The organism is Lysinibacillus louembei (genome assembly GCF_033880585.1).
GTDB lineage: Bacteria > Bacillota > Bacilli > Bacillales_A > Planococcaceae > Metasolibacillus > Metasolibacillus louembei.
Genome location: NZ_CP137624.1, coordinates 2,062,184 through 2,086,952, shown reverse-complemented (window position 1 = coordinate 2,086,952; position 24,769 = coordinate 2,062,184). Strand labels below are relative to the sequence as shown.

The following is a 24,769-nucleotide window of genomic DNA, read 5'->3' as shown; positions in this document are numbered from 1 at the left end:
GCACATTTTTTTACGTTGCTGCTGATGCTGCCGCTGCATGATCTGCCTTTACACAATCAATAGCTACAACGATTGCGATTATAAGTTTCTCTAATGCTTCATCTAATACTTCCACTTTATAGCTATCGCCCCACGTAAACCATTCTTTCTTCACACTGCCAACTACTTCACCATGCTTTAGTAATGTAAAATTCATATCAAACCAATTACCACGTACTTCAACGCCTTCTGCTTCAATAGAATAACGTGCCTTTAAAAAGCTGAATTCCTTTTTAATTTTCACCATTTCTCGTCCATTCACTTCAACAAAAAATGTTGGTAAAAAACTAAAAACCTTTTTTGTGATAACTGCCACTTCAGCTCTCGACGTATCAAATATTGTAAACGTCTTCGGAATTTGCAGAAAGCTCCCGTCAACGAAATAGGCATCCTCTCCCTGCTCATTTTTCACAGTAAACTTCCCACTTAGGCTTAATATTTTTTGTTTAATATAAAGCTGTTTCATCATATCTCCCCTTTCGTTTTCTAATTAACTAATATACGTTCTTTCTCTCCTTATAGATTCATAAATACTGTTTAATATAGAAAAAGACTGTGAGGAAAACAGAAACTTCCCCAACAGTCTTTTCCTTATAAACCACGCGTAGCCATTCTTTCATGTGTCGACAATGTAGCTAAGTCAATTCCCTTCATTGGTGTACCTAAGCCATTTGATAAATGAGCAATCAGCTCATAATCTTGATAATTCGCTGTTGCTTGCACGATTGCCTTCGCAAATTGCTCAGGGTTTTCCGATTTAAAAATGCCTGACCCTACGAATACACCATCTGCCCCTAATTCCATCATTAGTGCTGCATCAGCTGGTGTTGCTACACCTCCTGCCGCATAATTGATAACTGGTAAACGTTTTGCCTCTTTAATCGCTAGTAATACTTCATATGGTGCGCCAAGCTCCCTGGCTTCTGTCATTAATTCTGCGGAATCTAGATGAATGATTTTTTGCACTTGCGCATTCACCTCACGTAAATGACGCACTGCCTCCACGATATTTCCTGTACCTGGCTCTCCTTTTGTGCGCAGCATTTTTGCGCCTTCACCAATGCGTCTTGCTGCCTCGCCAAGATTACGTGCACCACATACAAATGGTACTTTGAACGAGCTTTTTAATAAATGGAATTCCTCGTCTGCTGGTGATAATACTTCACTTTCATCAATAAAATCAATATTCAATGCCTCTAGTACACGTGCCTCTGAAATATGACCGATACGTGCCTTTGCCATAACAGGAATTGCAACAGCCTCTTGTACTTCTTTAATAATTCGTGGATCTGCCATGCGCGCCACTCCACCAGCTGCACGTATATCTGACGGCACACGCTCTAAAGCCATTACAGCTACTGCTCCTGCCGCCTCCGCAATCCTTGCCTGCTCTGCATTAATAACATCCATAATTACGCCACCATAGTTCATCATTTTTATCTTCCTCCTTTTCCTAAATTTAGGTTATCATATTTTGACCATTACAAAATATCCAGTTTTATATTTTTTAAAGGTGTCAGATTAATTAAAAGAACTTTCAGAAAACGAATTGCATGATTACACTATTTATGATAAATTGAAGCCTATACTTCAATTTATCATAAAATGAAGGAGTGACTTCCTTTTGATATCCATTAAAAAGAAAATTGAACAGCATTTCAGTACACTATCGAAGTCGCAGCAAAAAGTTGCCAACTTCGTATTAAATAATCCATCTTTTATTAGTATGCACTCCGCTGCAGAAGTTGGAAAAAAGGCAGGAGCAAGTGAAACAACGGTGATACGCTTTTGCTATTCAGTCGGATTGGATGGCTATGTACAGCTTCAACAAAAATGGAGAGAATACTTATTTGAGCATAATACAAATAGTACATTAGGTAATTATGTTGCCTCAAAGAAAGCATTACCAAGCGAGCAGCTTTGTGAAAAAGTAATGGGGCAAATGAGCAAGCAAATCGCCAATGTTGCAACGCAAATTGACTCGCAGCAATTTCATGAAGTGACAAAGAAAATCCATGAAGCAAGCACTATTTACTTAATTGGAGCTGGTGGCTCTATTTTTGCGACACAATGGCTACAGTTTACACTCAATATGCTGCGACCAGGGGTGAAGCTTGTACATACAGATACAAGCACCTTAATTCGAACATTGCAGGAAGTTGACGAAACGGCTGTGGCAATTGTCGTTTCCTTACATCGCTATTATAAGGAGCCAATTGAAATTGCTGAGCAATTTCAGCAGCGCGGTGCTTATATTATTGCGATTACAGATACAAATGTCGCACCGATTCATCCATATGCGCACGAAACATTTGTTTTACAGCAGGTAGAGCTTTCAACAATTGACTTAATGCCTGTCTTAATGGCATTTCTCAATACGTTAGTAGCAGGCATGATGTCACACGATATCCCATACTATAATCAACAACGGATCAATTATGATGATTTTCAAAATAGCTTTTTAGCAAACAGATGGAGTTGAACAAAATGACCGTACAAACAATTACAAATCAAATGGACAAAATATTTACTCATTTACATGCAAATCCAGAAATTAGCTGGCAGGAAGTTGGGACAACTGCTTATATTGCGCAGCTTTTAAAGGATGAAGGTTTAGAGCCACATACGTTTGACAATATGACAGGTCTCTATGTCGATATAGGTAAAGGCGTTCCGAAAGTAGGCTTCCGTACAGATATGGACGCACTTTGGCAGGAGGTTGGAGGAAAATTTCAAGCCAATCATTCTTGTGGACATGATGGGCATATGACGATAGCTCTTGGCGTAGCATTATTATTAAACGAGCAAAAGGATCGCCTCTCTGGCGCTGTGCGCATTATTTTTCAGCCTGCTGAGGAAAAGGGGCAAGGGGCAAAAGCTGTCATTCAACAAGGTGTAACTGCACCACTTGAATATTTATTTGGCACACATGTAAGACCATTAGTTGAAATTCCAGATGGCGTGCACACACCTGCACTTTATCATGGTGCGGCTAAAATGTTTACAGGCACCATTACAGGAATTGAGGCACATGGTGCTCGCCCTGAGCAAGGAATTAATGCAATAGAAGTAGCCGCGGCCCTTATTGATGCAATGAAACGTCATTGGATTAGCCCAACGCAATCGGCATCTATTAAAATGACACAGCTTCAGGCAGGAGGCTCCTCAGCCAATATCATCCCAGGTAGTGCGACATTCAGTATCGATGCACGCGCCCAAACAAACGAAACAATGGAAGCATTAACAAATGGCTTCCATAAAGCTGTCACGGCAGTGGAAACACTTTACGGGGCTAGAATTGAAACAACTTGTGCGGCACAAATTGTAGCAGCGCAAGTACATGATGAAGCGAAAGCCATTATGAAGCAGGCAATTATCGAAACAGTTGGAGAGCAATATTGCGCTGGCGATGTCGTGACACCAGGTGGAGAAGATTTCCACTATTATGCCTATGAGCAGCCACATTTGAAAACAACAATGCTGGGCTTAGGCTGTGGTGTTACCCCAGGGCTTCATCACCCACTGATGACCTTTAACAAAGAGCGTTTACATGTTGGAGCTGAAATTATTATGAAAGCTTTATTATTGACATTACAAAAAGTAAAAGGAAGCGAGTGCTGATGATTGCAATTAGAGAGCTAACAACGATTGAGGAAATGGAGCTCGTGCAGCAGCTAGAGTGGAAAGTCTGGGGCATCTCCCCTATTCCAACACATCAAACATTTACTGCCGTAAAAAATGGTGGTATCATCGTTGGGGCCTTTGATGCTGATAAGTTAATTGGCTTTAGCTACGCCTTCGCTGGCTGGAAAAATGGGAAAAGCTATTTATGCTCACATATGCTAGGTATTGATAATGCCTATCGCTCACAGCAAATTGGTGAGCAATTAAAGCTAGCTCAGCGCAATATCGCCATTCAAAAAGGCTATGAACTAATGACATGGACATATGACCCACTCGAAACACGTAACGGCTTTTTAAATTTAACAAAGCTCAACGGCATTTGTGATACGTATATTGAAAATTGCTATGGAGAAATGCAGGACGGCTTTAATAAGGGGCTACCTTCCGATCGCTTTGAAGTTCATTGGCATTTGACAAGCGATTATGTGGTACACAAACATCAGCCTTTAGCTCCAGCACCTATTCCTCTTGGTGAGATCGTAATAGATGAACAAGGGTTACCCACTTTAGGTGCCAGGCACACACACAATTTACACACAATTTATGATGCGCAGAGCTATTCCTTACCTGTTCCGCAGGATTTTCAAGCATTAAAAGGGCAAAGTCAGGAGCATGCATTGCATTGGCGGCTCGCTACACGGAAAATTTTTCAAGAGCTGTTTGCAGCAGGCTATGCAGCCGTTCGTATAGAAAAGCAATCACAATGGAATCAATATATTTTTGTGAAAAAATCAGCTTTAGCACTGGAGGAAATATAAATGAAAATTACTGAAATGACGATACGCCATTTACAAATGGAGTTAAAGTCTCCTTTTACAACTAGCTTTGGCACATTTACGACGAAAAACTTTTTACTGTTAGAGGCAAAGGATGAGTCAGGTACAATTGGTTGGGGCGAGTCTGTTGCCTTCGATTCACCATGGTATAACGAGGAAACGATGAAAACAAACTGGCATATGCTGGAGGATTTTTTAATTCCACTTATTTTAAATAAGGAAATTACTCATCCAGATGAAGTAAGTGACATTTTTTCAGCTATTCGTAAAAACAATATGGCAAAATCGACGATTGAAGGTGCTGTTTGGGATATTTATGCACAACAAACGAACCAATCATTAGCACAAGCTCTTGGTGGAACAAAAGATAAAATCGAAGTAGGTATTAGTATCGGCATTCAAAATTCAATTGAAGAGCTTGTTGAATTAGTTGGAGGTTACGTACAAGAAGGCTATAAGCGCATTAAAGTGAAAGTAAAGCCCGGTTGGGATGTTGAAGTGATGCGTTCATTGCGCAACGCCTTCCCAAATGTAGCGATTATGGCGGATGCGAACTCAGCCTATCGCTTAGAGGATGCACAATTACTAAAGCAATTAGATGAATTTAACTTAACAATGATTGAACAGCCGTTAGCTTCAGATGATATTATTGACCATGCAAAATTACAGCAGCAGCTAGCTACACCGATTTGCCTAGATGAAAGCATCCATTCACTTGAAGATGCCCGCAAGGCTGTTGAGCTAGGCTCTACTAAAATTATTAACATTAAAATCGGTCGCGTTGGCGGCTTAACAGAGGCTAAGAAAATTCATGATTATTGCGCTGCTGCGGGTATCCCTGTATGGTGTGGTGGCATGCTAGAATCTGGTGTAGGTCGCGCGCACAATGTCGCACTCACAGCGCTACCAAACTTCATCCTACCTGGTGATACAGCAAGCTCGAGCCGCTATTGGGAAAAGGATATTATCGAGCCAGAGGTTATCGCTGAAAACGGCTATATCCAAGTGCCTCAATCCGCAGGTATCGGCTATGAGATCAATAGAGAAACTGTTGAATCCTACACTGTAGCCAAAAAGATTTATCGCTAATTGATAGCTGCTTAGAAAATAAGCTAACATAACTTTCTAGGCAGCTATTTTAAGAAAATACTTGAATTATTCGCTTATTAAAAATCAGAATTTTCTAACTAAAATAAGGAGTGAAACAATGAAAAAAAGCTTACAAATTGGCGGAGCGTTTGTCGGACTCATTGTTGGAGCTGGCTTTGCATCAGGTCAAGAAATTATGCAATTTTTCACAAGCTTCGGCTTCATTGGAATTATCGGCGCATTGCTAGCTACATTTGCCTTTTCATTTTTAGGTATGACATTAGCGCAGCTTGGCTCACAGCTTCAAACAACTTCACATAAAGGTGTTATTTATTACATTGGTGGTCGCTATCTCGGTCTTGCACTCGACTTTTTAATTACCTTTTTCTTATTCGGTGTCGCAGTCGTTATGTTTGCTGGCTCTGGTGCAACCTTCCATCAAATGTTCGGCATCCCTACGATGGTTGGTAGTATTATTATGGTGCTTTTAACAATTGGCACATTGCTTTTAAATGTTAAAAATATTATTAATATCATCGCAGCTCTTACACCTTATTTAATGGCAATCATTTTTATTATTTTAATCTATTCATTGTTTACGATGGATGTTTCCCTTTCAGAGGCAGATCAACTTGCTAAAACACAGGCATCTGCAAGCTCTAATTGGTTAGTTAGTGCACTCTTGTATGTTTCCTATAATCTTGCGGCAGGCGCAGCGATGCTTATTGTGATGGGCGGAACAGTAAAGGACCGCAAAGTAGCTGGTCTTGGTGGGATTTTTGGCGGTATTATGCTTGGTATGCTTATTATTTTAATCAATGTGACAATGCTTGTGAAAATAGATGTTGTGGCAGGTGTCGATATGCCAACACTTGCTTTAGCAAATCAAATTCATCCGTTCGTTGGCATTTTAATGGCCATTGCCTTACTCGGTATGATGTACAACACAGCAGTTGGTATGTTTTATGCGTTCACAGTACGTTTTGTAGCACCAGATCATCAAATGTTTAAGCCTGCGCTAGTTCTCGTTGGTACGGCAGGATTCCTTGCCAGTTTTATAGGCTTTACGGATTTAGTAGGGAAAGTATATGCCTCAATGGGTTATTTAGGATTCGCCCTTATTTTCGTTATCGTTCTAGCATGGCTTAGAAAAAAATGAGTTTCATAATGATGGAGGGCTGTTTGGGAAGAATCATCTTTTCAGACAGCCTAATCTTGTGTATGTAAAATTAAATCGCTTACTATATTTTTATTTTTTTATTAATTCGTTATTTAGTATTATGTAGCGTTATGTTAAAGTAAAAGTAATTATTGCCATTTTATTAACGAAATTTGGAGGAATTACGCATGAACATTATTGAAGCACTTGCAATGTCCGCCCCTTATATGCACCTTGCATTGAAAGAAGAAGCCATTGTCGCTGTCTGTCGAAAAGAAGATAACAAAATGATTAAATATTTAGCTGGTAAGCGAGTTGATACTGGTTATAAAGATGGGGATTCTATTAATCCTAACGATGATAACGTATTTCTTGCCTTCAATGGGAAAAATGCAGATGTGATTATTCCTCAGGATGTTTACGGTGTGGCCGTGAACGCTTTCTCATTTCCAATTCGTGAAAATGGTAAAGTAGTAGGGGCACTTGCTTTTGGCTTGCCAATTGATAATATGGTAAAGCTTGAGCATTATATGGAGCAAATGAATATGATTGTTACAAACTTGCAAGACAAAGTACATACAATTGCTTCCCACTCTGAAGAGCTAGCTGCTACAAGTGAAGAGATTAATCGCCAAGCTCAGCATACACTTGAGGATGCTGAAAAAACCAATGGTATTACAGATTTAATCAAAAATATCTCTCGCCAAACAAACTTACTTGGCTTAAATGCTTCCATTGAAGCAGCACGCGCAGGTCAACATGGCGCAGGCTTCAACATTGTAGCGCAGGAAGTTCGCAAAATGTCCCAAGAAACATCAAATGCGACTGAAAATATTGAGGGCTCGTTAAAAAATATTAACCGCAACTTAGAAAACTTAAAGCAAAATTTGGGGCAAATTAACGAAGCTACAAATGAACAAGCTCAGCTAGTTCAAGATTTTAGCGAAATTATTGAAGAGCTGACTACTTTAAGTCATGATATGAAAACATTTATGCAAAGTACATTGAAATAAAATGAAAAGCGGCTTCAACTTTTTAAAAGATGATAAGCCGCTTTTATTATGGGCTTAACCAAATGTAAGCCTTTCAGCCTCAAGTACAAAATGAAATAAAAATTCGAAAAAATACGATGTTAGTTTAAAAAATTAAATGAGGTCTAATCAATATGAAGTTATTAAGAGGATAACCTATGTTTCAAAAAGAAAATGCTTTTCTCATTTTCAGTAATTTTGTGTGCGTGGAATTGTAATACTTCATGAATTTTATTAGTCGCCTCTTGTTGAAGCTGTACAGTGTACTCAAACATTTCACCTAAGCCACCATTCGTTTTCTCCAATGCTCCCACACGAGTATTCAGCGTTTGTAAATTCATCTCTACGTTGTCTAAACGTACCTTTACATCCACTAAATCTGTTTCTACCTTTCCAAGACGTACTTCCACATCTGCCAGCCTTGTCTCCACATTTTCAAGACGTACTTCTACATCGGCTAGTCTTGTCTCTACATTTTCAAGGCGCACTTCCACATCTGCTAATCGTGTTTCCACATTCTCCAAACGCACTTCTACATTCGTTAATCGTGTCTCCACGTTCTCTAAACGCTCTTCTACATTCGTTAATCGTGTTTCCACATTTTCAAGGCGTGCTTCAACTTGATCGAAACGTCTATTCATATTTTGTTGCATGTCATCAACGCTCACTACTAGCTTTTGTAGCATTTCCATCATTACTATTTCATTATTCATGTTCCTCACCTCCTTCTTGCTCAAATTATAGCATGGAAATATTGATAATTTAAGCTTGAAAAAATGTGTGATATCCGCTATATCATTCAGTAATTGTTTAGATAGCTCAATTTATCTTCTGCTAGTAAAGTATGCTGAAATACGATTTAAAGGCATGTGTAAAAAGCTTTCACACATGCCCTGCACTATATCTTATGATTTTTTACGCTCTTGCGCATATTCCGCTGCTGCTGTAAAAACGATATCTGACGATGAGTTTAATGCCGTCTCACAGGAATCCTGTACAACGCCTATAATAAAGCCAATTGCGACAACTTGCATCGCAATATCATCTGAAATACCAATTAAGCTACAAGCAAGCGGTATTAATAATAAAGAGCCTCCTGGAACCCCTGATGCACCTGCTGCCGAAACTGCTGCTAATACCATTAAAATAACTGCTGTAAACATATCAACCTTGATATCTAGCGTATGTGCTGTTGCCATCGTTAATACGGAAATTGTAACAGCCGCTCCTGCCATATTAATCGTTGCACCTAATGGAATTGATACAGCATATGTATCTTTGTTTAGCTTTAGCTTTTCAGCTAATGCCATATTCACAGGGATATTAGCAGCCGAGCTACGTGTAAAGAAGGCTGTAATGCCACTTTCTTTTAAGCTTGTTAAAACTAGCGGATAAGGATTTCGACGTGCTACTACAAAAACAATCAATGGATTAACCACTAATGCAATGAACAACATCGTAACAACTAAAATAATAATTAATCGACCATATTCTGCTAATGCTGATAGCCCTGTTGTTGAAATAATATCGAAAACAATTCCCATAATCCCGATTGGTGCTAGACTAATAATCCATTGCACAATTTTTGTTACAGCATCTGAAACATTTGCTAACATTGTTTTAGTTGAATCATGAGATGCTTTTAGTGCAACACCAAGCAACACAGCCCATGCTAAAATGCCTAGATAATTAGCATTCATAATTGCACTAACCGGATTTGACACAATATTAAATAATAGTGACTCTAACACTTCTGTAATACCACTTGGTGGTGCAATTTCTTCAGCACCTGTTTTTAATGTAAGCTTGGTTGGGAATAAAAAGCTCGCAATAACACCAATAAATCCTGCTAAAAAAGTACCTATCGCATACAGCACGAGCACCATTTTCATATTTGTCGCCTTGCCACTCACATGTGAAGCAATTGCATTAATCACTAGGACAAATACAAGCACAGGTGCCACAGCCTTTAACGCGCCTACAAAAAGTGTTCCTAAAATAGTAATACCACTGGCCTGTGGAACGATTAACGCTAACACGATGCCGACAATAATACCAACAACAATTCGACTGACAAGGTTAATGCGATTCCACGTTTCAAACATCTTCTTCATTTCCTGCCTCCATAAATCTATTATGTAATTTCTTCATCATACATTGTATATTACAATAATACAACTGTGCTTTTTAAAAATACACTAACAATTTGAAACTATTCTCGCACCTCACCCGTCTATTGCATGAAGAAAGGAGGCATCACACTTTGCATACAGATGAAATGAGAGAATTAATACGCCTATATGGCGATTATTTAACACGCCTATCCTATGTCTATGTGAAAAATTGGACCATTGCGGAGGATATTGTGCAGGATGTCTTCATTAAATATTTTCAATCACAGCAATTTAAAGGGCAATCAAGCATCAAAACGTATTTAGCCAAAATGACGATACATAAAAGCTGCGACCATTTACGCAGCATCAAAAATAGATTACGCATTTTAGAAAGCTTTTGGAAACAAAAGCAACAAACATTGCCATCAAGTGAGCAGGAAACATTCAAAAAACTGGAACAGCGCTCTATTGCAAAGGCGGTACTAGAACTACCTATTAAATACCGTGAAGCGATTGTTCTCTTTTATTATGAAGAAATGACAAGTCTCGAAATTGCGACACTCCTCAACATTTCTGAAAATACGGTCAAAACAAGATTAAGGCGCGGCCGCGATTTATTGAAAATATCGCTGAGTGAGCTTCAATTGGGAGGTGATTTGTATGAATAATATTAAGCGAGAGCTCAAAGAAGTATTGGAAGAAAAAGAGCGTTTCACCGAAAAAAATATAAACTATATCATACAGCAAATTCAAGAGCCTAAAAGGAGAAATTGGACTCCTTTATTTGTTGTAGCAAGCTTTGTCGCTTTATTAGTACTATTTATTAGTGTCAAGCAGCCAAATGATCAACAGGCACAGTTTACACGTTATTTTGAAAGCAAAATGAAAGATGTCAATTATGAAATCATTTTTCAACAATTCAATTATTTAAAAGACAATGATGCGCTCGTTGCCTTTATTGAACGACATGAGGAGGAAAAAATTTATTTAGCCTATTTTGAATATCAAAATGGTTGGCAATGGAGACAAACGACAGGTACGCAAAGCAAGCCCTATTTAGGCAAAGAATTTTGGGGCTCAACTGTGCAAGCACCATATATGTATGCAGGTGTTATTGAAACAGCCATGCTTCAGCAAATTATTGTCGGTGAGCAAAAGGCAACTTTGATTCCTCTTGAGGACGGGCTTACTTACTGGTTTGCTGTTAGTGACAAGGCTGCACGTATTGTTGTCCAAGATAAAAATAATGTATGGGAACGGCTAGCTGGTGACATATATCATGATGATTCAATTAAACATATTCCATTGATTGACTCATTATCAGAAGAACAATACGCTATTAAATTAACAAATAATACGATGGAGCAAGGCAATCAAGAATATATGCAATACCCTATTGTCGTTGATCCAAAATTTGATACATTAGATCGTTCAGATGTTATTTTATATACGGATAAAGATGGTCAACAGGTGATGAGCCGCATCCTTGGTTTACCTAATGAAACGATTGAAATTACCAATGGGACTGTCGTTATTAATACAATACCACTCCCTCATTATCATATGTATGCAAAAATAATGGGCGAAACGGTCTACGAAAGTTATATTGAAAAATTTAAAAATCCAAGCAATGCGCAAGAAATTTTCTTTTATAATTATCCAGTTACACAGCTTTCTGACAATGAAATTTTTGTTATTCCTGATAACTGGTCTCTGGATAAAATCGAGAAAGTCTCATTTGAACAGGTTGATGCAAAAGTGCTAGGCTATGATAGTAAAAGTATGGAAAAGCATTGGACAGAAGAGGAACGCAATTTATATAACGAATTCAAAAGCTCAAACAATCTAGAAGTGTTTCAGCATATTGACCCCATTACTTATGTACGCACTCAGCTCTATGCGCGATTTATAGTCGACAAACGAGCCGATTATCGCATGTATACAACAAATCCAGAGCATGTGCAATGGACAGAGGACCAGCATATACGTCAAAATAACTCATTATCCCATTTGGAAAATGAGCGTCGTTATGCTATTTACTATGCACAGCTTCTACAAAATGGCGAGTTTCAATTTGAAGGAAGCGAAGGCGCCATTATCTTCAACTTACCTAATGGAGATTTGGGTATGTGGCGCATGGTTCAAAATCAAAACGGCCTCTGGCAGTCTAGCTTTTTACCATTGCAATAAGAGCGAAAAGAGACGTCTAGAAAGTAAACTTTCTAGACGCCCCTCTGTTAAACTTCTATTAATATGGCTGTGGTAAAGGACTTCCTGGTGCTCTCCACCAAGATTCAACTAATTTCCATGCTGCCTCAAAGCTATAGCCTTTCCCCATTAAATAGCCAATCGCTACTGCTTCTGTTAATGCATGCTGATATCCTAAATACTGCGCTTCACATAATCCATGATGAACAACTGGTGCAATCGCTGCAAGCGTTTGTTGCTGTAAATTATTTGGCCCCCCATTGTTGCAAGTGTTTGGCTGTGTTCCCTGTGGATACATATGCGATGGATGTGGCTGATAATTACCATACATATTTCATCACTCCTATTCTGGGCCATGTTTTGCCCTCTGCACTTACTATATGTATGTTGACATCATATGCCACAATTAATTCAACTTCCGACTGTTATTTCTCGCATCATCTCACATAATCCATCATCTTCACATCTTCTAGATAACGCTTCAGTACGAGCATTTGATGAAATTCTGTATCAAGTGACCAATACAATAAATATTTAATGGGTTGATAAATAACTAATAGCATTAAAACCAGTGAAAAAACTTGCAATATATAATTAATTGTTTGCTCATAATTGCCAATCAGCGTTGAAACAAACGTTGTGCTTGGAATCAAAATCGCTGAAATAATCCCATACAGCCATTTCCTTAATTTTTCGCTTAAACGTAAGCCAGATAATTCAGTATCTGCCAAGCTAATTAATATGTTTAGCTGCTCAAGTCTGAGTATATGATTTTCTATTAATATTTTTTTTATTAACTGAATATTTTTTTGAAATGTTGCTTTCTCATCACCTAGCTGAGCATATGTGTTTTTATTTTTTTCATGCTTAAAATAAATAACTGATGCTACACCACAAACTACTCCACCAACAATACATCTAAACTTTTGCGTGTTTGGATATGCATAAAGTATAAAAAACATCATCAGGGCAATAAGACTAAGCGAACATGCCCATACATACCACTTGATTCCCTTTATATGAAACTCTCGGTCAATATATTGTTTAAAAAATGCTTCACCGATTACATTCAGCAAGACTTTCCTCCCTTTCTTATTAGCAAATACTGTTGGAAGCTTCTTTTTAATTGCAGCCTATTTGAAGTATACGATGGTGCCTTACTTTTTGTGCTTTTTTTAGTTTATTTGTGTGTCGTTGATTTATTGGCGATTTTCTCACTTTATTTGCGTTTTTCCAGATATATTTGCGACTTGCCCAATTTATCCACAAATAAAAGGAATGCTTTTTATATAGCATTCCTTTTACATATAGCCCTCACTTGCAGTAGTAGGGTATTTCGCGGTATCCCAAAAATGGTCCTTTGAAATTTGCTCATCTGAAATTAAAAAATAATTGTAAAACACCTTACTGCCTTGGTCTGGAACAGGGTCATTCCATGTTACATCTAAATGATACCACTCCCCATCCAGCTTCACTAAATTCCACGCATGTAGCTCGCCAGAAGTAACCTCACCAGAAATATATTTCGTCTCTATATTTAGCTCCTCTAATAAAAGCAAGGCTGTTAACGCATAGCCTTCGCATACACCTTCACCATTCACTAAAATTGAATACGGTGTATATGGGCTTTCCTGGCTATTCAAATTGTATTTTGTATTCGTTACAATATAATCATTTACATATTTCACCTTATCTACAGTGGATAGATCACTAGGCATTGCACTAACAATTTGTTTCACTATCCCTTTGACAAGTGCATTTTGCTCTGCTGTCATATCGTATGTTACTTCAATTTTAAACTCCACGTATCCGTTACGATAATCTGTCGCTTGCCAAGATAGCTCTCTACGTAAACGCGATAAATAAGGCTCATGCCCCTCTAGCCAATTCATTGCAGCATTGACGATTTGCTGCAAATCAGTTGCATCGCCGTAATATTCAATCATAAAATCGCTTTCAAATTGCCCCATATGGTAGGCCATCGCCTGTCCAAGCTGCTCTCCGTTCGTAACTGCTGCTGGGTAATCGCTCTCCTTATAAACAGGTGCAATATTGGCTGTTGCAACCTTCTCAACATTAAAGCTTGAAGGCTTCTCCGTAAACATATTCAACAATTGATTGACCTGCTGCTCCAAATCAAAATTAAAATCGCTATCTAGCTTCAACGCAATTTGCGGATTTACTGTTGGCAATGTTAAAGAGGATGCCCTAAATTCATCTACAGCAATTGAGCCAAACAATAAGCTAGAAAGCAGTAAAATAACTGTCGCCGCGCCGAACACGACTGACTTTAACCATGAGAAAAGTGCTGTCAATGGATTTTTAACCATTAAATTCAGTTCATCGTTTAGACGTTGCTCATACTTTCTCTGCTTGCGCCTTGTTCTAAAACGGCGCCCATTATAAACCGCATTATTGTAGACACGTTTATACGCCTCAAAGCGCTGCGCCTTATTGCCCTTCGTCTGCCTAATCTCTGCACGATTCAGCCGTAGCTCCTTCTTTAAATGGCGTCGCACATTCACTTGCATTAAATATGATTTTAATGAAAAGATAAATAACAGAGCAGCAATTAAGCAAACAGCCGCAAATATGATTAAATTGCTGAGTTCACTAAGCATCGTATCACCTCTTTTTATTATTATAAAGGATAAGCTGGAAAATGACTTTTGAAACGTCGACTGGAATATATAATTATCTATAAAGAAAGAAGCAACCAATTTCATCATTGGCTGCTTCTCCCTATACTACTTGCTTTTAACCTTTACATATTTGCTATAAACGTAAGCTGTTTTACCTTTATAAGAAATTTTGTACCAGCCTTTTTCATTGCCTAAAATCGTAATTTCTGTATTTTTTGCAATCGTTCCATATACTTTTCCTGTGTTCGATGGATTTGAACGAACGTTTAAGTGATAAGCTGTCACAGTTCCTTTTGTTGATTTTGGCTGCGTTACAGTAGGCTTTGGTTTTTCAGGCTGCTGCTTTTCTGGTGCTGGCTTTTCTACAGGCTTCTCTGCCTCTTTTTCTGGCTCAGCTGTAGGTGCATTCATTGCTTTTACAAGCTGCTGATAAAACTCACCTGTCGTTTTTACATTCTTGAATTGATCTGCATCTACACCAGCTTTTGTTGCTAATGTTGCGATTTCTTCTGCTGTAATCGCATCTTTAATATTAATCGAAGCGATATTTGTATATTTGCCATCCTCTGATGTTGGTACTGTTAAAATATCTTTATTGATTAGCTCAACAACTGCCGCACGAGCAGGCGATGTTGTATCAACACCGATAATTTTCCAGTTATCCTTAATAACAGGCTCATAGACACCGTTCATTTCTTCTTTCAAATAGCGAATCGCTAAATTACGAATTGTACCACCTGTTTCCCCATAAGCACTTTCCTCTTTCGAAGACCAAATCATATTAAATTTGCGCCCTTCAAGTGCTTGGCCTTTAGATACAAGGAAGTCCATTCGGTATGCATTCATACCAAGTGTTAAATTGTCTTCCATCTTAATTGGTGTGCCATCTAATTTGCGAAGATTTTTGATTCTGTTGCCTGCTGGCTCTGTTAAATCAATATCATACTGAACATTACCGAAATAGTCATTTGTGCTATATTTAGATGCACGTCGCGTTTTATCAAAGCTAACCGTTACATCTCCATCGCGTGTGCTATTGAAATAACCCACAGCCCATTCCATATAATCCTTTAAATCTTGACCTGTTACTTCATAAACAGATACTTCTCCACCAGCAAATTGATAATTATAAGCGATATCCTTTTTCTTAATCGGTCCTACATCCAATGACGCTTTATCATTATCAATTTGATGTGCTACCACATCTGCCTTACTATAATGAAGCATTACTTCATGGAAGAAATCTGATAAAGGCGTTTCTTGAATGTGTACAGAAGGAATACCTTTGATTTCATTGTCAGGCACAAGGTCTGTTCCTTTTAATTGAGCTACTTCAACATTTGCATCTGCACGTGCAAATTCATGATAAGGCTTTAAGATTTCTTCTAACCCCTTGTCTGACTCAACAAATGTGCCATCCTCGTTTTTTACAGGAATTGTCGATGCATCTTTTTCTTTTAATGTTAGCTGCTCACCTTCACGTGTAAACGTTAAATCAATGCGTGAAATATGCGTTCCGTATCGATTAGGCTCTGTGATAACAACGCCGTTCACTTCTTCTTTATTAATCAATACATGGTTGTGTCCTGCAAAAATAGCAGCAAGCTCTGGCACAGCATTCGCCATTTCTTTAACACCTGTTCCTGGAACACCGTTTTCATTTTCCAAGCCCATATGCATAAGACCAATCATCACATCTACTTTGCCTTCTAATTCTTTCACTGCTTTTTTCGTTTCATCTACTGGATTTTTTACAACTAATCCATCTAAATGATTTGTACCTTTTTCATACTCTGTAATTAATGGGGTAACCATCCCAATCACACCGATTTTCACGCCTTCACGTTCAATAATTGTATAGGCTGGTAAATAACGTTCCCCATTTTCCTTATAAACATTTCCTGCAAGGCGCTCGCCATTAAATTGGCTAGAAACTTTATCTAATACATCCAAGCCGAAATTAAACTCATGATTGCCATATGTCCAAGCTTCATAGCCCATTTCATTTGCTGCAACCATCATTGGAGATTGCGGTTGGTCATTAAATAATTCAGCAGAATTATCTTGTATTAAATCACCGTTTTCCAATAAAATTGTATTTGGGTTTTCTTGACGAACTTTTTTAATAATTGTGTATAGCTGTGTCAAGCTCCCCGTTAAATTCTCTCCATCTGTTGCATAATCCCAAGGCATAGAGCGCCCGTGAATGTCCGATGTTGCAAGAAGCGTAATATGTATATCCTTGTCTTCTTGTGCACTAGCGGTTGATTGTGTAAAGAAAATACTTGTAGCAAAAATTAAGACAGCAATACTAAGCATCGCTATACTCTTATTAATTTTCCCCATTTCTTAAATCTCTCCTTTTCATTCTGAATCTTTAAATTTATTTAACTAGTGTAGCATTTCAAATTACTTTCCACAAGATAATATCTCGAATTCAAAATATGGGTTTAATAGAGTAAATTATTAGATTTGGAAACTTAAAGAAAGCTTGTAATTGCTTTTCGTTGATAATAAAACCACCTCTAAAAAAGAGGTGGCTTTGATCATAAACTATTTAGCTAACAATTCCTTTAAAACCTGTACTTCTTCCTCCGACAACGTAATCCCTTTTCCCATTTTCTCATGTTCTGGTGCCCATTCACGAATATCATATTTTGGTGCATTGCCATTCCAGCTAATACGATTTAATTCCTTTTTCCAGCCTTTTGGTGATTGTGAAAGTACACCGATATGCTCAATAATTTCGTATTTAATGTCTGCCATAGTTACCTCCTATAGTTGGATTTACTTTATGATTTCAACGTAAATGCCTTTACATGCTCATTTAGCGCTTGCGCCATTTCGTTTGTTTCATTTGAGCTTTGTGCTACTTCGTCGATGCTGTCTGTCGTTTGCTGTGCAGCATTTGTTAAGTTGTTCATCGTTGCTTCAATTTCAGCTATATTGGCCGTTAAGTGCTGAATCATTTGCACGACATGCTGTGATTTTTCTGCCTCCGCTGTCATTATTGAGGACATTTCGATAATCTCTTCAACCGTTTCTGTTACAGCCTGCGAAATGGCGTGTAAAGATTCGGTTGTAAGCTTGACGGTTTCTGTACCTTGGTCAATGTATTTCGTGTTGTCCTTGGATGATGCAATAACATGCTCAATATTTGCCATAATGTCCTGTACTAATGCTTCAACCTGCGATACTTCACGATTCGATTGTTCAGCTAGCTTTCTTACTTCCTCAGCGACAACAGCAAAGCCTTTACCATGCTCACCAGCACGCGCTGATTCAATTGATGCGTTGAGCGCTAATAAATTCGTTTGTGCTGCAATTTCAGTAATTGTTGTCGTAATCGCTTGAATTTTTGTTGCAGAGGCAACCAAATTTTCAACTGTTTGACTTACTTCATCAGAGCCTTTTTGAATCAAGGCGATATCATTGTTAATATCTAATGCGCGCTGCTCTCCATCTCGCGCAATTTGCAATGTAGTATGCGAATTTTCTACAGTATGATCTGCCTTTACTTTCATCGTTTGTAGTTCTTTCGCTAAATCAACCAGCGCGTCGCTCGCTTTTTCTGCATGATGCATGCCACCAGTAATCGAGCCTGTGACCTCACTAATATGATTGGCAACACCTTGCATCGTATGCGTCATGCTATCCAAAGTTTTTGCCGATTTCTCTGCATTATTCGATAGTGTATATGCCGTTTGTCGCATTGTTAAAATCATGCTTTGTAAATTATCTGTCATTTGATTTAAAGTTAAAGCTAAGTCGCCCACTTCATCGTGATTTTTAATGGATGTTTTTTCAACAGCTAAATTGCCATTTGCAATTTCCTTCGCCTGCTGAATTAATACGCTTATTGGCTTCACTTTACGGCGGATTAAGAAGCCCGTAATAACCGAAGCTAAAAACATCGGGAAAATGCTAATTAAAATACCATTACGCACAACATCCCATGTGCGTTCTTTGACAATGTTTGCATCAAAATCAATGACACTAATCGCAATAATTTCTTGCGTTGGGTCATGGTCTTTAAAAATAGGTGCATAGCCTGATAGGCGCTCCATTCCGCCAAATTCATAAATTTCAGAATACGTTGGATGCTTATGCTCTAATAAAGCGCTTACAGCTTTTTCATCCATATGGAATGACTCACCAATAGTAAAGCCTGCTTGCGCAAGATGCTGATCAAGTGCTAGCAATGACCCATCAAGCGTTAAAATATATTGCGTTTGAAAAATATCTTTATGTGCAATTGTCCAATTAAGTGCATCGCTTATTTCTTGCTTCTTCGCATCATTTCCTGCTAGAGCCTGCTCAATATCAGCCGCTGCAATTAAGCCTGTCGTAATATTTGCACAGCCATATGCTTCTATTCCCGCAGCCTCATATATTTTCTTATAAGCTGTGATATATGTCGCAAATGAACTAATCCCCAACATCACGACTAAAATACTAGCGATAATTGTCCCAAGTTGAAAAGTTAGTGATTTTCTTAGCTTCATAGTAAATTCCCCTTTTCAAATTCCCATATGAGACAATCATACTATAAAAAAGATGTATTTTGGAAGTATCTTTTTTAACGAAAGAAAAATCCGAACGATAATTCGGATTTTTGCTTTATATTATATGGAGTATGCTCCATCCCATACAACCTTTTTAAAATGCGCTGCGTCCGTATCACCTTCTGTACTGAAAAATAATATTTTGGAAGCTTCGTTGATCATTAATTGCTCTTTTAAATGTGCATACTCACTTCTTCTCAATATTTCCCTAACAGCACCTACGCCAACAGCTCCCGATTCACCTGAAATCACTTGTATGTCACCCTTCATCGGCGCAGCTAAAACCCTCATCCCTTGCACAGCAATATTGTCAGAACAGGAAAGAAAGGCATCCGCATAATCCTTTAAAATTGCCCATCCTAATGTACTTGGCTCTCCACAGGCAAGCCCTGCCATAATCGTATCCATATCGCCTTTTACATAATGTAGCTGACCATCATTTGCTTCAGCTGTTTTAAATAAGCAATCCGCCTTATCTGGTTCAACAACAACTGTTATTGGGCGATCTTCACCATAGACGTCTGCAAAGAAGCCTTGCACTGCAGCTGCCATTGAGCCAACACCTGCTTGAATGAAAATATGTGTTGGCTTTTCACCTAATTCTTTTAGCTGCTCATATGCCTCTACAACCATCGTCATATAACCTTGCATAATATGCCTTGGAATTTCCTCATAGTTTTCCCACGCTGTATCCTGCACTAAAACCCAATTATTTTGCTCTGCATGCTCAGCTGCTAAACGAACTGTATCATCATAGTTCAAGTCTGTAATAGAGGCATCTGCCCCTAATGCTTTAATATGGTTCAGCCTTTCCTGAGAAGAGCCCTTCGGCATATAGACAACTGATTTTTGCTGTAACTGCTTCGCCGTCCATGCTACCCCTCGCCCATGATTGCCATCTGTTGCTGTAATAAACGTTAGCTCACCTAATTGTGCCTTTACTTCTGGTGAAACTAATTTGTCGTATGTTAATTCAGTTGGCTCTATATTTAATTTTTTAGCTAAATATTGTCCAATAGCATAAGAGCCACCTAATGCTTTAAAGGCATTTAAGTCAAATCGATAGGACTCATCTTTGACAAAAAGCTTGCTGACATACAATTCTTTCGCCAATTGATCTAACATTGCTAAAGGCGTTGGCTCATATTGTGGAAAGCTTTGATGGAATGCTTGCACTTTTTGTGCTTCCTTTAATCCTAAAAACTCCACGCTTGTGCTCGGATTTTGTTGACGCTCATATTTTATTAATTTCATTGTAGCTGCCTCCTTACAATTTCAGCGAAAAATGCTGCGCCCGTTTCCAATACGTCATCGTTATAGTCATAATGCGCATTGTGTAATGGAATGATTTCCTCATTTTCAACTTTACTGCCTAAAAACACGAAGCAGCCAGGGATTTTCTCTAAAAACTTGCCGAAGTCCTCTGATGCCATAAATCGCTCACAGCTTTCATTTACTTTGTCTGTTCCGACAATTTTTTTTGCTGCTTCAATTGCTACTGCTGTACAGCGTTGCTCATTGATTGTTGGTGAAAATTCATACGTATATTCGAAATCACATTCAGCACCATGTACAGCACAAATCCCTTCACAAATGCTTCTCATGCGACTTTCAAGCATTGCCTGCACTTCTGGTGTAAAGCTTCTCGTATCACCTTTAATTTCTACATTAGAAGGAATCGCATTGCGAATGCCATCTGTATGAATCTCTGTACAAGAAACAACCGCCGTATCGTTTGGATTGATATTGCGTGCTACAATCGTTTGCAGTGCTAAAATAATTTCTGCGGCAATGACTAGTGGGTCAATGCCCATATGTGGACTCGATGCGTGTGAGCCCTTTCCTTTAATGCGAATAACAAAATTATCCTCGCTCGCCATAATTGGACCTGGTCGCGTTTGAATCGTGCCTGCTGGCAGCCCTGGCATATTGTGCAAGCCATAAATTTCATCGATTGGAAAACGCTCAAATAACTCATCTGCCATCATCGCCTCTGCTCCTTTGCCAATTTCCTCCGCAGACTGAAAAATAAAGCGGACAGTACCATTAAAGCTCTTCTCTGTCGATAGCAATTTTGCTGCGCCTAATACAGTTGTCATATGTCCATCATGTCCACATGCATGCATTTTCCCTTGATGTATAGAGCGGTATGCCAGCTCCTTCACCTCATGTAAATTTAAAGCATCCATATCCGCACGTATGCCAATCGCTCTTTTTCCATCGCCAACTGTTAAATTTGCTACAACACCCATTCCGCCAATATTTTCATGCACCTCTAACCCCATTTTGCGAAGCTCCTGTGCTACATAGGCAGCTGTTTTCACCTCTTCAAAGGCTGTTTCAGGGTATTTGTGTAAATAATGTCGCCATTCTATTAACTGTTGTTTAAAATTCATAGAAAAATCCTCCTTTATCCTTCCATCACCTCATGAACTAATCGTAAAAATGCACGAATCCCGATTTGTAGCTTAGGCTCTGGCGTGTGCTCTTCCTTTGTATGTGATAAGCCACCTTCAGACATTGTAAACATCATGACAGTTGGTACAAGCTTTGCCATTTCAACTGCATCGTGTAAAGGACCAGAGTACATTTTTGTTGGCTCACCTATTTCCTTTTCAACAGCTTTTTCACATAACTGAATGAGCTGTTCATCGAATAATTGCGGTGCGACCGAATAAATTTTTCGCCATCCTACTGAAACGTCATTTGCGCTCGCGATTTTTTCTGTCACAGCCTGTGCTTCCTCATACATTTTTTGCAAATCAGCCATATCTATCGTACGCATATCTAAGGAAATCGTACATTTCCCTGGTACAATTGTGACAACATCAGGCTGTACTTGCACTTGCCCAACCGTACAAACCGCCTTATATTTTAATGCAAGCTTTCTAAATTCCAATGCTGCCTCTGCCGCAGCTAGAAAGGCATCTTGACGCATAGCTACTGGAAATGAGCCTGCATGAGCAGCCTGTCCAACAAAATCGATATAATGGCGCTCCACACCTGCTGCGCCAAATACACACGCCACATCCTTGTGCTCCTTTTCTAAAACAGGCCCTTGCTCAATATGCAGCTCTAAATAGCCTGTAATATTTCTCGTTAAAAATTCCTGATGCGCTTGTAGCATCCTTTCTGGTATTACTTGAAACTCTGTTGCTGCTTCTTCAAAAGCTATGCCGTGTAAATCAACACGTCCCAATAGCTCAGCCATATTTAAAGAGCCGCTTGCTGCGGATGAGCCTAGGCAGCTATAGCCATAACGAGCGCCTTCCTCATCTGCCCAATCGACCACATATAGCGTTTTCCTTGGCTTTTTATTGTCAGTTACATAACGTCGTAACGCCTCAAGCCCAGCTAATACACCTAGTGCACCGTCAAGCCAGCCCCCATTTGGCACGCTATCTAAATGGCTTCCAATGACAATTGCCTCTGCGCTTTCGCCTTCAATTTTCGTCCAAACATTGCCAGCACTATCCATTGAAACTTCCGCACCAAGCTCCTCTGCTTTTTGGCGATACCAATCACGTGCCGTTTGCCATAACGCCGTCCAAGCAACGCGCTGTGCCCCATCTCGATCAGAAGTTAATAAGGCAAGCTCCTTTAAATCTTGAATAACGCGAGCTGCTCCTTCATTTAAATCATATGCCATTGCAATTCCCCTTTTTATCAAATTTCACTACAATACAAAATAGTTAACGTTCTCCTTTCAATACGTTAAAATATTGCTATTACAGCTACTATACATATAATCGGAATATTCTTTCTATAAATTTTGTAACTATTTTTATCAAATTTGAGGAAAAGGGGAATGTTGATGAAATCAAAGCCAGTCGCGCAAAATATTTTAGATGGGACAACGTTTGAAATTACATTAACAGAGGATTTAGAGGAGCAGGTGACGTATCAGTTTGATGATTATGCAATCGCCTTATTTACGCAAACATATCATCATTTACGCTCGGATTATATACCGATTCATTGGCATCATGCACTGCAAATTGTGTGGGTGTATCAAGGCTCGCTTGAATATCAAATTAATCATGAAATTGTAACTATTTCTGAAAACACGCTTTTACTTATCAATAAAAAGCAGCTGCATAGCTCAAAAACGATTAATCAAAATACAAATGCACTTTGCATTAACTTCGACTTGGACTTTTTACATCCAAAGCTTTTGACAGCGCATGTTCAGCCATTTTTTGAAGACAATCCATTTGCTTCTTGTTTACTGCCATTATCGCTTGAGCAAAAAGCAAGGCTTGCGAACTGGACGCAAGGTCATAAACCAACACCTTTCTCAGTCATCGCCTTTTTAACAGCACTTCTCGAGCATCTACTTACATACTATGATGTGGCAATGAAAAATAGTGAGGAGCATGAAATTGCGATTTTTAATCAAATGCTGCAATTTGTACAAGAAAACTATTCAAATACGATTACGGTCAATGATTTGGCGAACTGCGCGCTCATTAATAAAAGCGCATGCAATCAGCTATTCCGAAAATACACGCGCTTATCGCCAATTAAATTTATTAATAAGCATCGCCTTTATATCGCACAAAGCTTAATTTTGCATACAAATAAATCGATTTCACAAATTAGCGAGGAAGTAGGCTTCAATCAAGTGAGCTATTTTGTGGAGCTATTTCGTAAAAATTATCATCTTGCACCACTGCAATATCGCAATAAATATCGTACACAAACAAAGGAGTAACGAATAAAATAGTCACATCAAAGGCTTTACTATACAGAATTTCAACGAACCATTAATTGAAGTTTTGGTATTAGAAACTACCAGAGCTATGTGCACTGAGCATCGTCGTAGTGGATAGTAAAATATTTTGCAAATGTACCTAAAATCGAGGTTACCTTCATGGTCATTTCAGCTGGGCTACTTATAAATCCACTTTCAATCCAATCTTGAATCACACCCGCAGTGCCGTATGCCATGTAGCGCTTTTGATGTTGGTCATCGGTATTTGCATTATTATATTTAAATTGAAAATGGTGAAGAAACATATAATATAGCCTATCAGGCAATTGGCGATGAATGCCAGGTAATGTGTCCATTACTAGTAACAAGGAAAAATAATCACGATGGTCATAAATGAAATAGAACAAATCAAAAGATAAATTATTCATTTTCATCACATCAATTGGCGTATCTTTTTTATATTTACACATACTATAATGCTGGATTAATGCTTCCATTTCTTGCATAAGCTCTTCTACTAAATCCTGCTTATCTTGATAGTGCAAATAAAAGGTTGTTCGATTATAGCCAGCATCAGTCACAATATCTTTCACTGTCACAGCATTATAACCTTTTTCATGAACCATTTTTACAAATGATTTTTTCAAAAACTGCTTTGTTCTTTCTGTTTGAACTGAATGCGTTTTCAAATAACTCACCTCAATATCGACACTTTTTCAAAAAATGTAGTATTTCTTTACATTTTAAA

Annotated in this window: 23 protein-coding genes; 9 read left to right on the top strand and 14 right to left on the bottom strand. The window is 38.5% G+C overall.

Annotated features, from left to right (window positions below; translation table 11 throughout):
- Positions 1–10: 10 nt before the first annotated feature.
- Both R6U77_RS10325 and pdxS read right to left on the bottom strand, forming a co-directional pair.
- Positions 11–505: an LURP-one-related/scramblase family protein gene (locus R6U77_RS10325; RefSeq protein WP_319835600.1), complete on the bottom strand. Its 495-nt coding sequence runs from the start codon at positions 503–505 to the stop codon at positions 11–13.
- Between the two features lie 125 nt (positions 506–630).
- Positions 631–1,479 (bottom strand): pyridoxal 5'-phosphate synthase lyase subunit PdxS, encoded by an 849-nt coding sequence (gene pdxS, locus R6U77_RS10320; protein WP_406601105.1) that lies wholly within the window; start codon positions 1,477–1,479, stop codon positions 631–633.
- A gap of 184 nt (positions 1,480–1,663) precedes the next feature.
- Between pdxS and R6U77_RS10315 the strand changes: the two genes are divergently transcribed.
- The 6 genes from R6U77_RS10315 to R6U77_RS10290 all read left to right on the top strand — a co-directional run bounded on the left by R6U77_RS10315 (position 1,664) and on the right by R6U77_RS10290 (position 7,760).
- The gene (locus R6U77_RS10315; protein ID WP_319835599.1) at positions 1,664–2,521 is read left to right on the top strand and encodes a MurR/RpiR family transcriptional regulator; all 858 of its coding nucleotides are present in this window, start codon (positions 1,664–1,666) and stop codon (positions 2,519–2,521) included.
- Between the two features lie 5 nt (positions 2,522–2,526).
- Positions 2,527–3,660 carry an amidohydrolase gene (locus tag R6U77_RS10310; RefSeq protein WP_319835598.1) on the top strand — a complete coding sequence of 378 codons (1,134 nt, stop codon included), beginning with the start codon at positions 2,527–2,529 and terminating at the stop codon, positions 3,658–3,660.
- The gene (locus tag R6U77_RS10305; RefSeq protein WP_319835597.1) at positions 3,660–4,481 is read left to right on the top strand and encodes a GNAT family N-acetyltransferase; all 822 of its coding nucleotides are present in this window, start codon (positions 3,660–3,662) and stop codon (positions 4,479–4,481) included. Before R6U77_RS10310 ends, R6U77_RS10305 begins: the two co-directional genes overlap by 1 nt.
- A complete protein-coding gene (gene menC, locus R6U77_RS10300) occupies positions 4,482–5,588 on the top strand; it encodes an o-succinylbenzoate synthase (RefSeq protein WP_319835596.1) in 1,107 nt (368 codons plus the stop codon).
- 118 nt (positions 5,589–5,706) lie between these two features.
- Positions 5,707–6,747: a YkvI family membrane protein gene (locus R6U77_RS10295; protein WP_319835595.1), complete on the top strand. Its 1,041-nt coding sequence runs from the start codon at positions 5,707–5,709 to the stop codon at positions 6,745–6,747.
- Between the two features lie 188 nt (positions 6,748–6,935).
- Positions 6,936–7,760, top strand: a complete 825-nt coding sequence (locus R6U77_RS10290) for a methyl-accepting chemotaxis protein (RefSeq protein ID WP_319835594.1) — start codon at positions 6,936–6,938, stop codon at positions 7,758–7,760.
- A 161-nt stretch (positions 7,761–7,921) separates the two neighbouring features.
- Here the strand turns inward: R6U77_RS10290 and R6U77_RS10285 are convergent, their stop codons facing one another.
- Together R6U77_RS10285 and sstT are read right to left on the bottom strand one after the other, a co-directional pair.
- On the bottom strand, positions 7,922–8,491 hold the full coding sequence (locus R6U77_RS10285; protein WP_319835593.1) for a hypothetical protein: 570 nt from the start codon (positions 8,489–8,491) through the stop codon (positions 7,922–7,924).
- A gap of 192 nt (positions 8,492–8,683) precedes the next feature.
- The gene (gene sstT / locus R6U77_RS10280; RefSeq protein ID WP_319835592.1) at positions 8,684–9,892 is read right to left on the bottom strand and encodes a serine/threonine transporter SstT; all 1,209 of its coding nucleotides are present in this window, start codon (positions 9,890–9,892) and stop codon (positions 8,684–8,686) included.
- Between the two features lie 149 nt (positions 9,893–10,041).
- On the opposite strand from sstT, the gene R6U77_RS10275 reads away from it, so the two are divergent.
- Both R6U77_RS10275 and R6U77_RS10270 read left to right on the top strand, forming a co-directional pair.
- A complete protein-coding gene (locus tag R6U77_RS10275; protein WP_319835591.1) occupies positions 10,042–10,560 on the top strand; it encodes a sigma-70 family RNA polymerase sigma factor in 519 nt (172 codons plus the stop codon).
- Positions 10,553–12,082: a S26 family signal peptidase gene (locus R6U77_RS10270; protein ID WP_319835590.1), complete on the top strand. Its 1,530-nt coding sequence runs from the start codon at positions 10,553–10,555 to the stop codon at positions 12,080–12,082. The genes R6U77_RS10275 and R6U77_RS10270 overlap by 8 nt, the downstream gene beginning before the upstream one ends.
- Positions 12,083–12,140: 58 nt before the next feature.
- Here the strand turns inward: R6U77_RS10270 and R6U77_RS10265 are convergent, their stop codons facing one another.
- From R6U77_RS10265 to R6U77_RS10225, 9 genes are all read right to left on the bottom strand, one after another.
- Positions 12,141–12,431 carry a hypothetical protein gene (locus R6U77_RS10265; RefSeq protein ID WP_319835589.1) on the bottom strand — a complete coding sequence of 97 codons (291 nt, stop codon included), beginning with the start codon at positions 12,429–12,431 and terminating at the stop codon, positions 12,141–12,143.
- Between the two features lie 106 nt (positions 12,432–12,537).
- Positions 12,538–13,176: a hypothetical protein gene (locus tag R6U77_RS10260; RefSeq protein WP_319835588.1), complete on the bottom strand. Its 639-nt coding sequence runs from the start codon at positions 13,174–13,176 to the stop codon at positions 12,538–12,540.
- 225 nt (positions 13,177–13,401) lie between these two features.
- Positions 13,402–14,721 carry a transglutaminase domain-containing protein gene (locus R6U77_RS10255; protein WP_319835587.1) on the bottom strand — a complete coding sequence of 440 codons (1,320 nt, stop codon included), beginning with the start codon at positions 14,719–14,721 and terminating at the stop codon, positions 13,402–13,404.
- A gap of 126 nt (positions 14,722–14,847) precedes the next feature.
- Positions 14,848–17,088, bottom strand: coding sequence for a 5'-nucleotidase C-terminal domain-containing protein (locus R6U77_RS10250; RefSeq protein ID WP_319835586.1), 2,241 nt, complete (start codon positions 17,086–17,088; stop codon positions 14,848–14,850).
- Between the two features lie 207 nt (positions 17,089–17,295).
- Positions 17,296–17,508, bottom strand: a complete 213-nt coding sequence (locus R6U77_RS10245) for a YdbC family protein (protein ID WP_319835585.1) — start codon at positions 17,506–17,508, stop codon at positions 17,296–17,298.
- Positions 17,509–17,534: 26 nt separating this feature from the next.
- Positions 17,535–19,247: a methyl-accepting chemotaxis protein gene (locus tag R6U77_RS10240; RefSeq protein WP_319835584.1), complete on the bottom strand. Its 1,713-nt coding sequence runs from the start codon at positions 19,245–19,247 to the stop codon at positions 17,535–17,537.
- A 120-nt stretch (positions 19,248–19,367) separates the two neighbouring features.
- Positions 19,368–20,561, bottom strand: coding sequence for a diaminopropionate ammonia-lyase (gene dpaL / locus R6U77_RS10235; RefSeq protein ID WP_319835583.1), 1,194 nt, complete (start codon positions 20,559–20,561; stop codon positions 19,368–19,370).
- Positions 20,558–21,703, bottom strand: a complete 1,146-nt coding sequence (locus tag R6U77_RS10230) for a M20 aminoacylase family protein (RefSeq protein WP_319835582.1) — start codon at positions 21,701–21,703, stop codon at positions 20,558–20,560. Before R6U77_RS10230 ends, dpaL begins: the two co-directional genes overlap by 4 nt.
- Positions 21,704–21,717: 14 nt before the next feature.
- Positions 21,718–22,956, bottom strand: coding sequence for a Zn-dependent hydrolase (locus R6U77_RS10225; RefSeq protein ID WP_319835581.1), 1,239 nt, complete (start codon positions 22,954–22,956; stop codon positions 21,718–21,720).
- A 165-nt stretch (positions 22,957–23,121) separates the two neighbouring features.
- Here R6U77_RS10225 and R6U77_RS10220 point away from each other — a divergent pair, with 165 nt between their 5' ends.
- The gene (locus R6U77_RS10220; protein ID WP_319835580.1) at positions 23,122–24,021 is read left to right on the top strand and encodes a helix-turn-helix transcriptional regulator; all 900 of its coding nucleotides are present in this window, start codon (positions 23,122–23,124) and stop codon (positions 24,019–24,021) included.
- An 86-nt stretch (positions 24,022–24,107) separates the two neighbouring features.
- On the opposite strand, the gene R6U77_RS10215 is transcribed toward R6U77_RS10220, so the two are convergent.
- Complete coding sequence (locus R6U77_RS10215; protein ID WP_319835579.1) at positions 24,108–24,710, bottom strand: TetR/AcrR family transcriptional regulator; 603 nt, start codon at positions 24,708–24,710, stop codon at positions 24,108–24,110.
- Positions 24,711–24,769 lie beyond the last annotated feature (59 nt).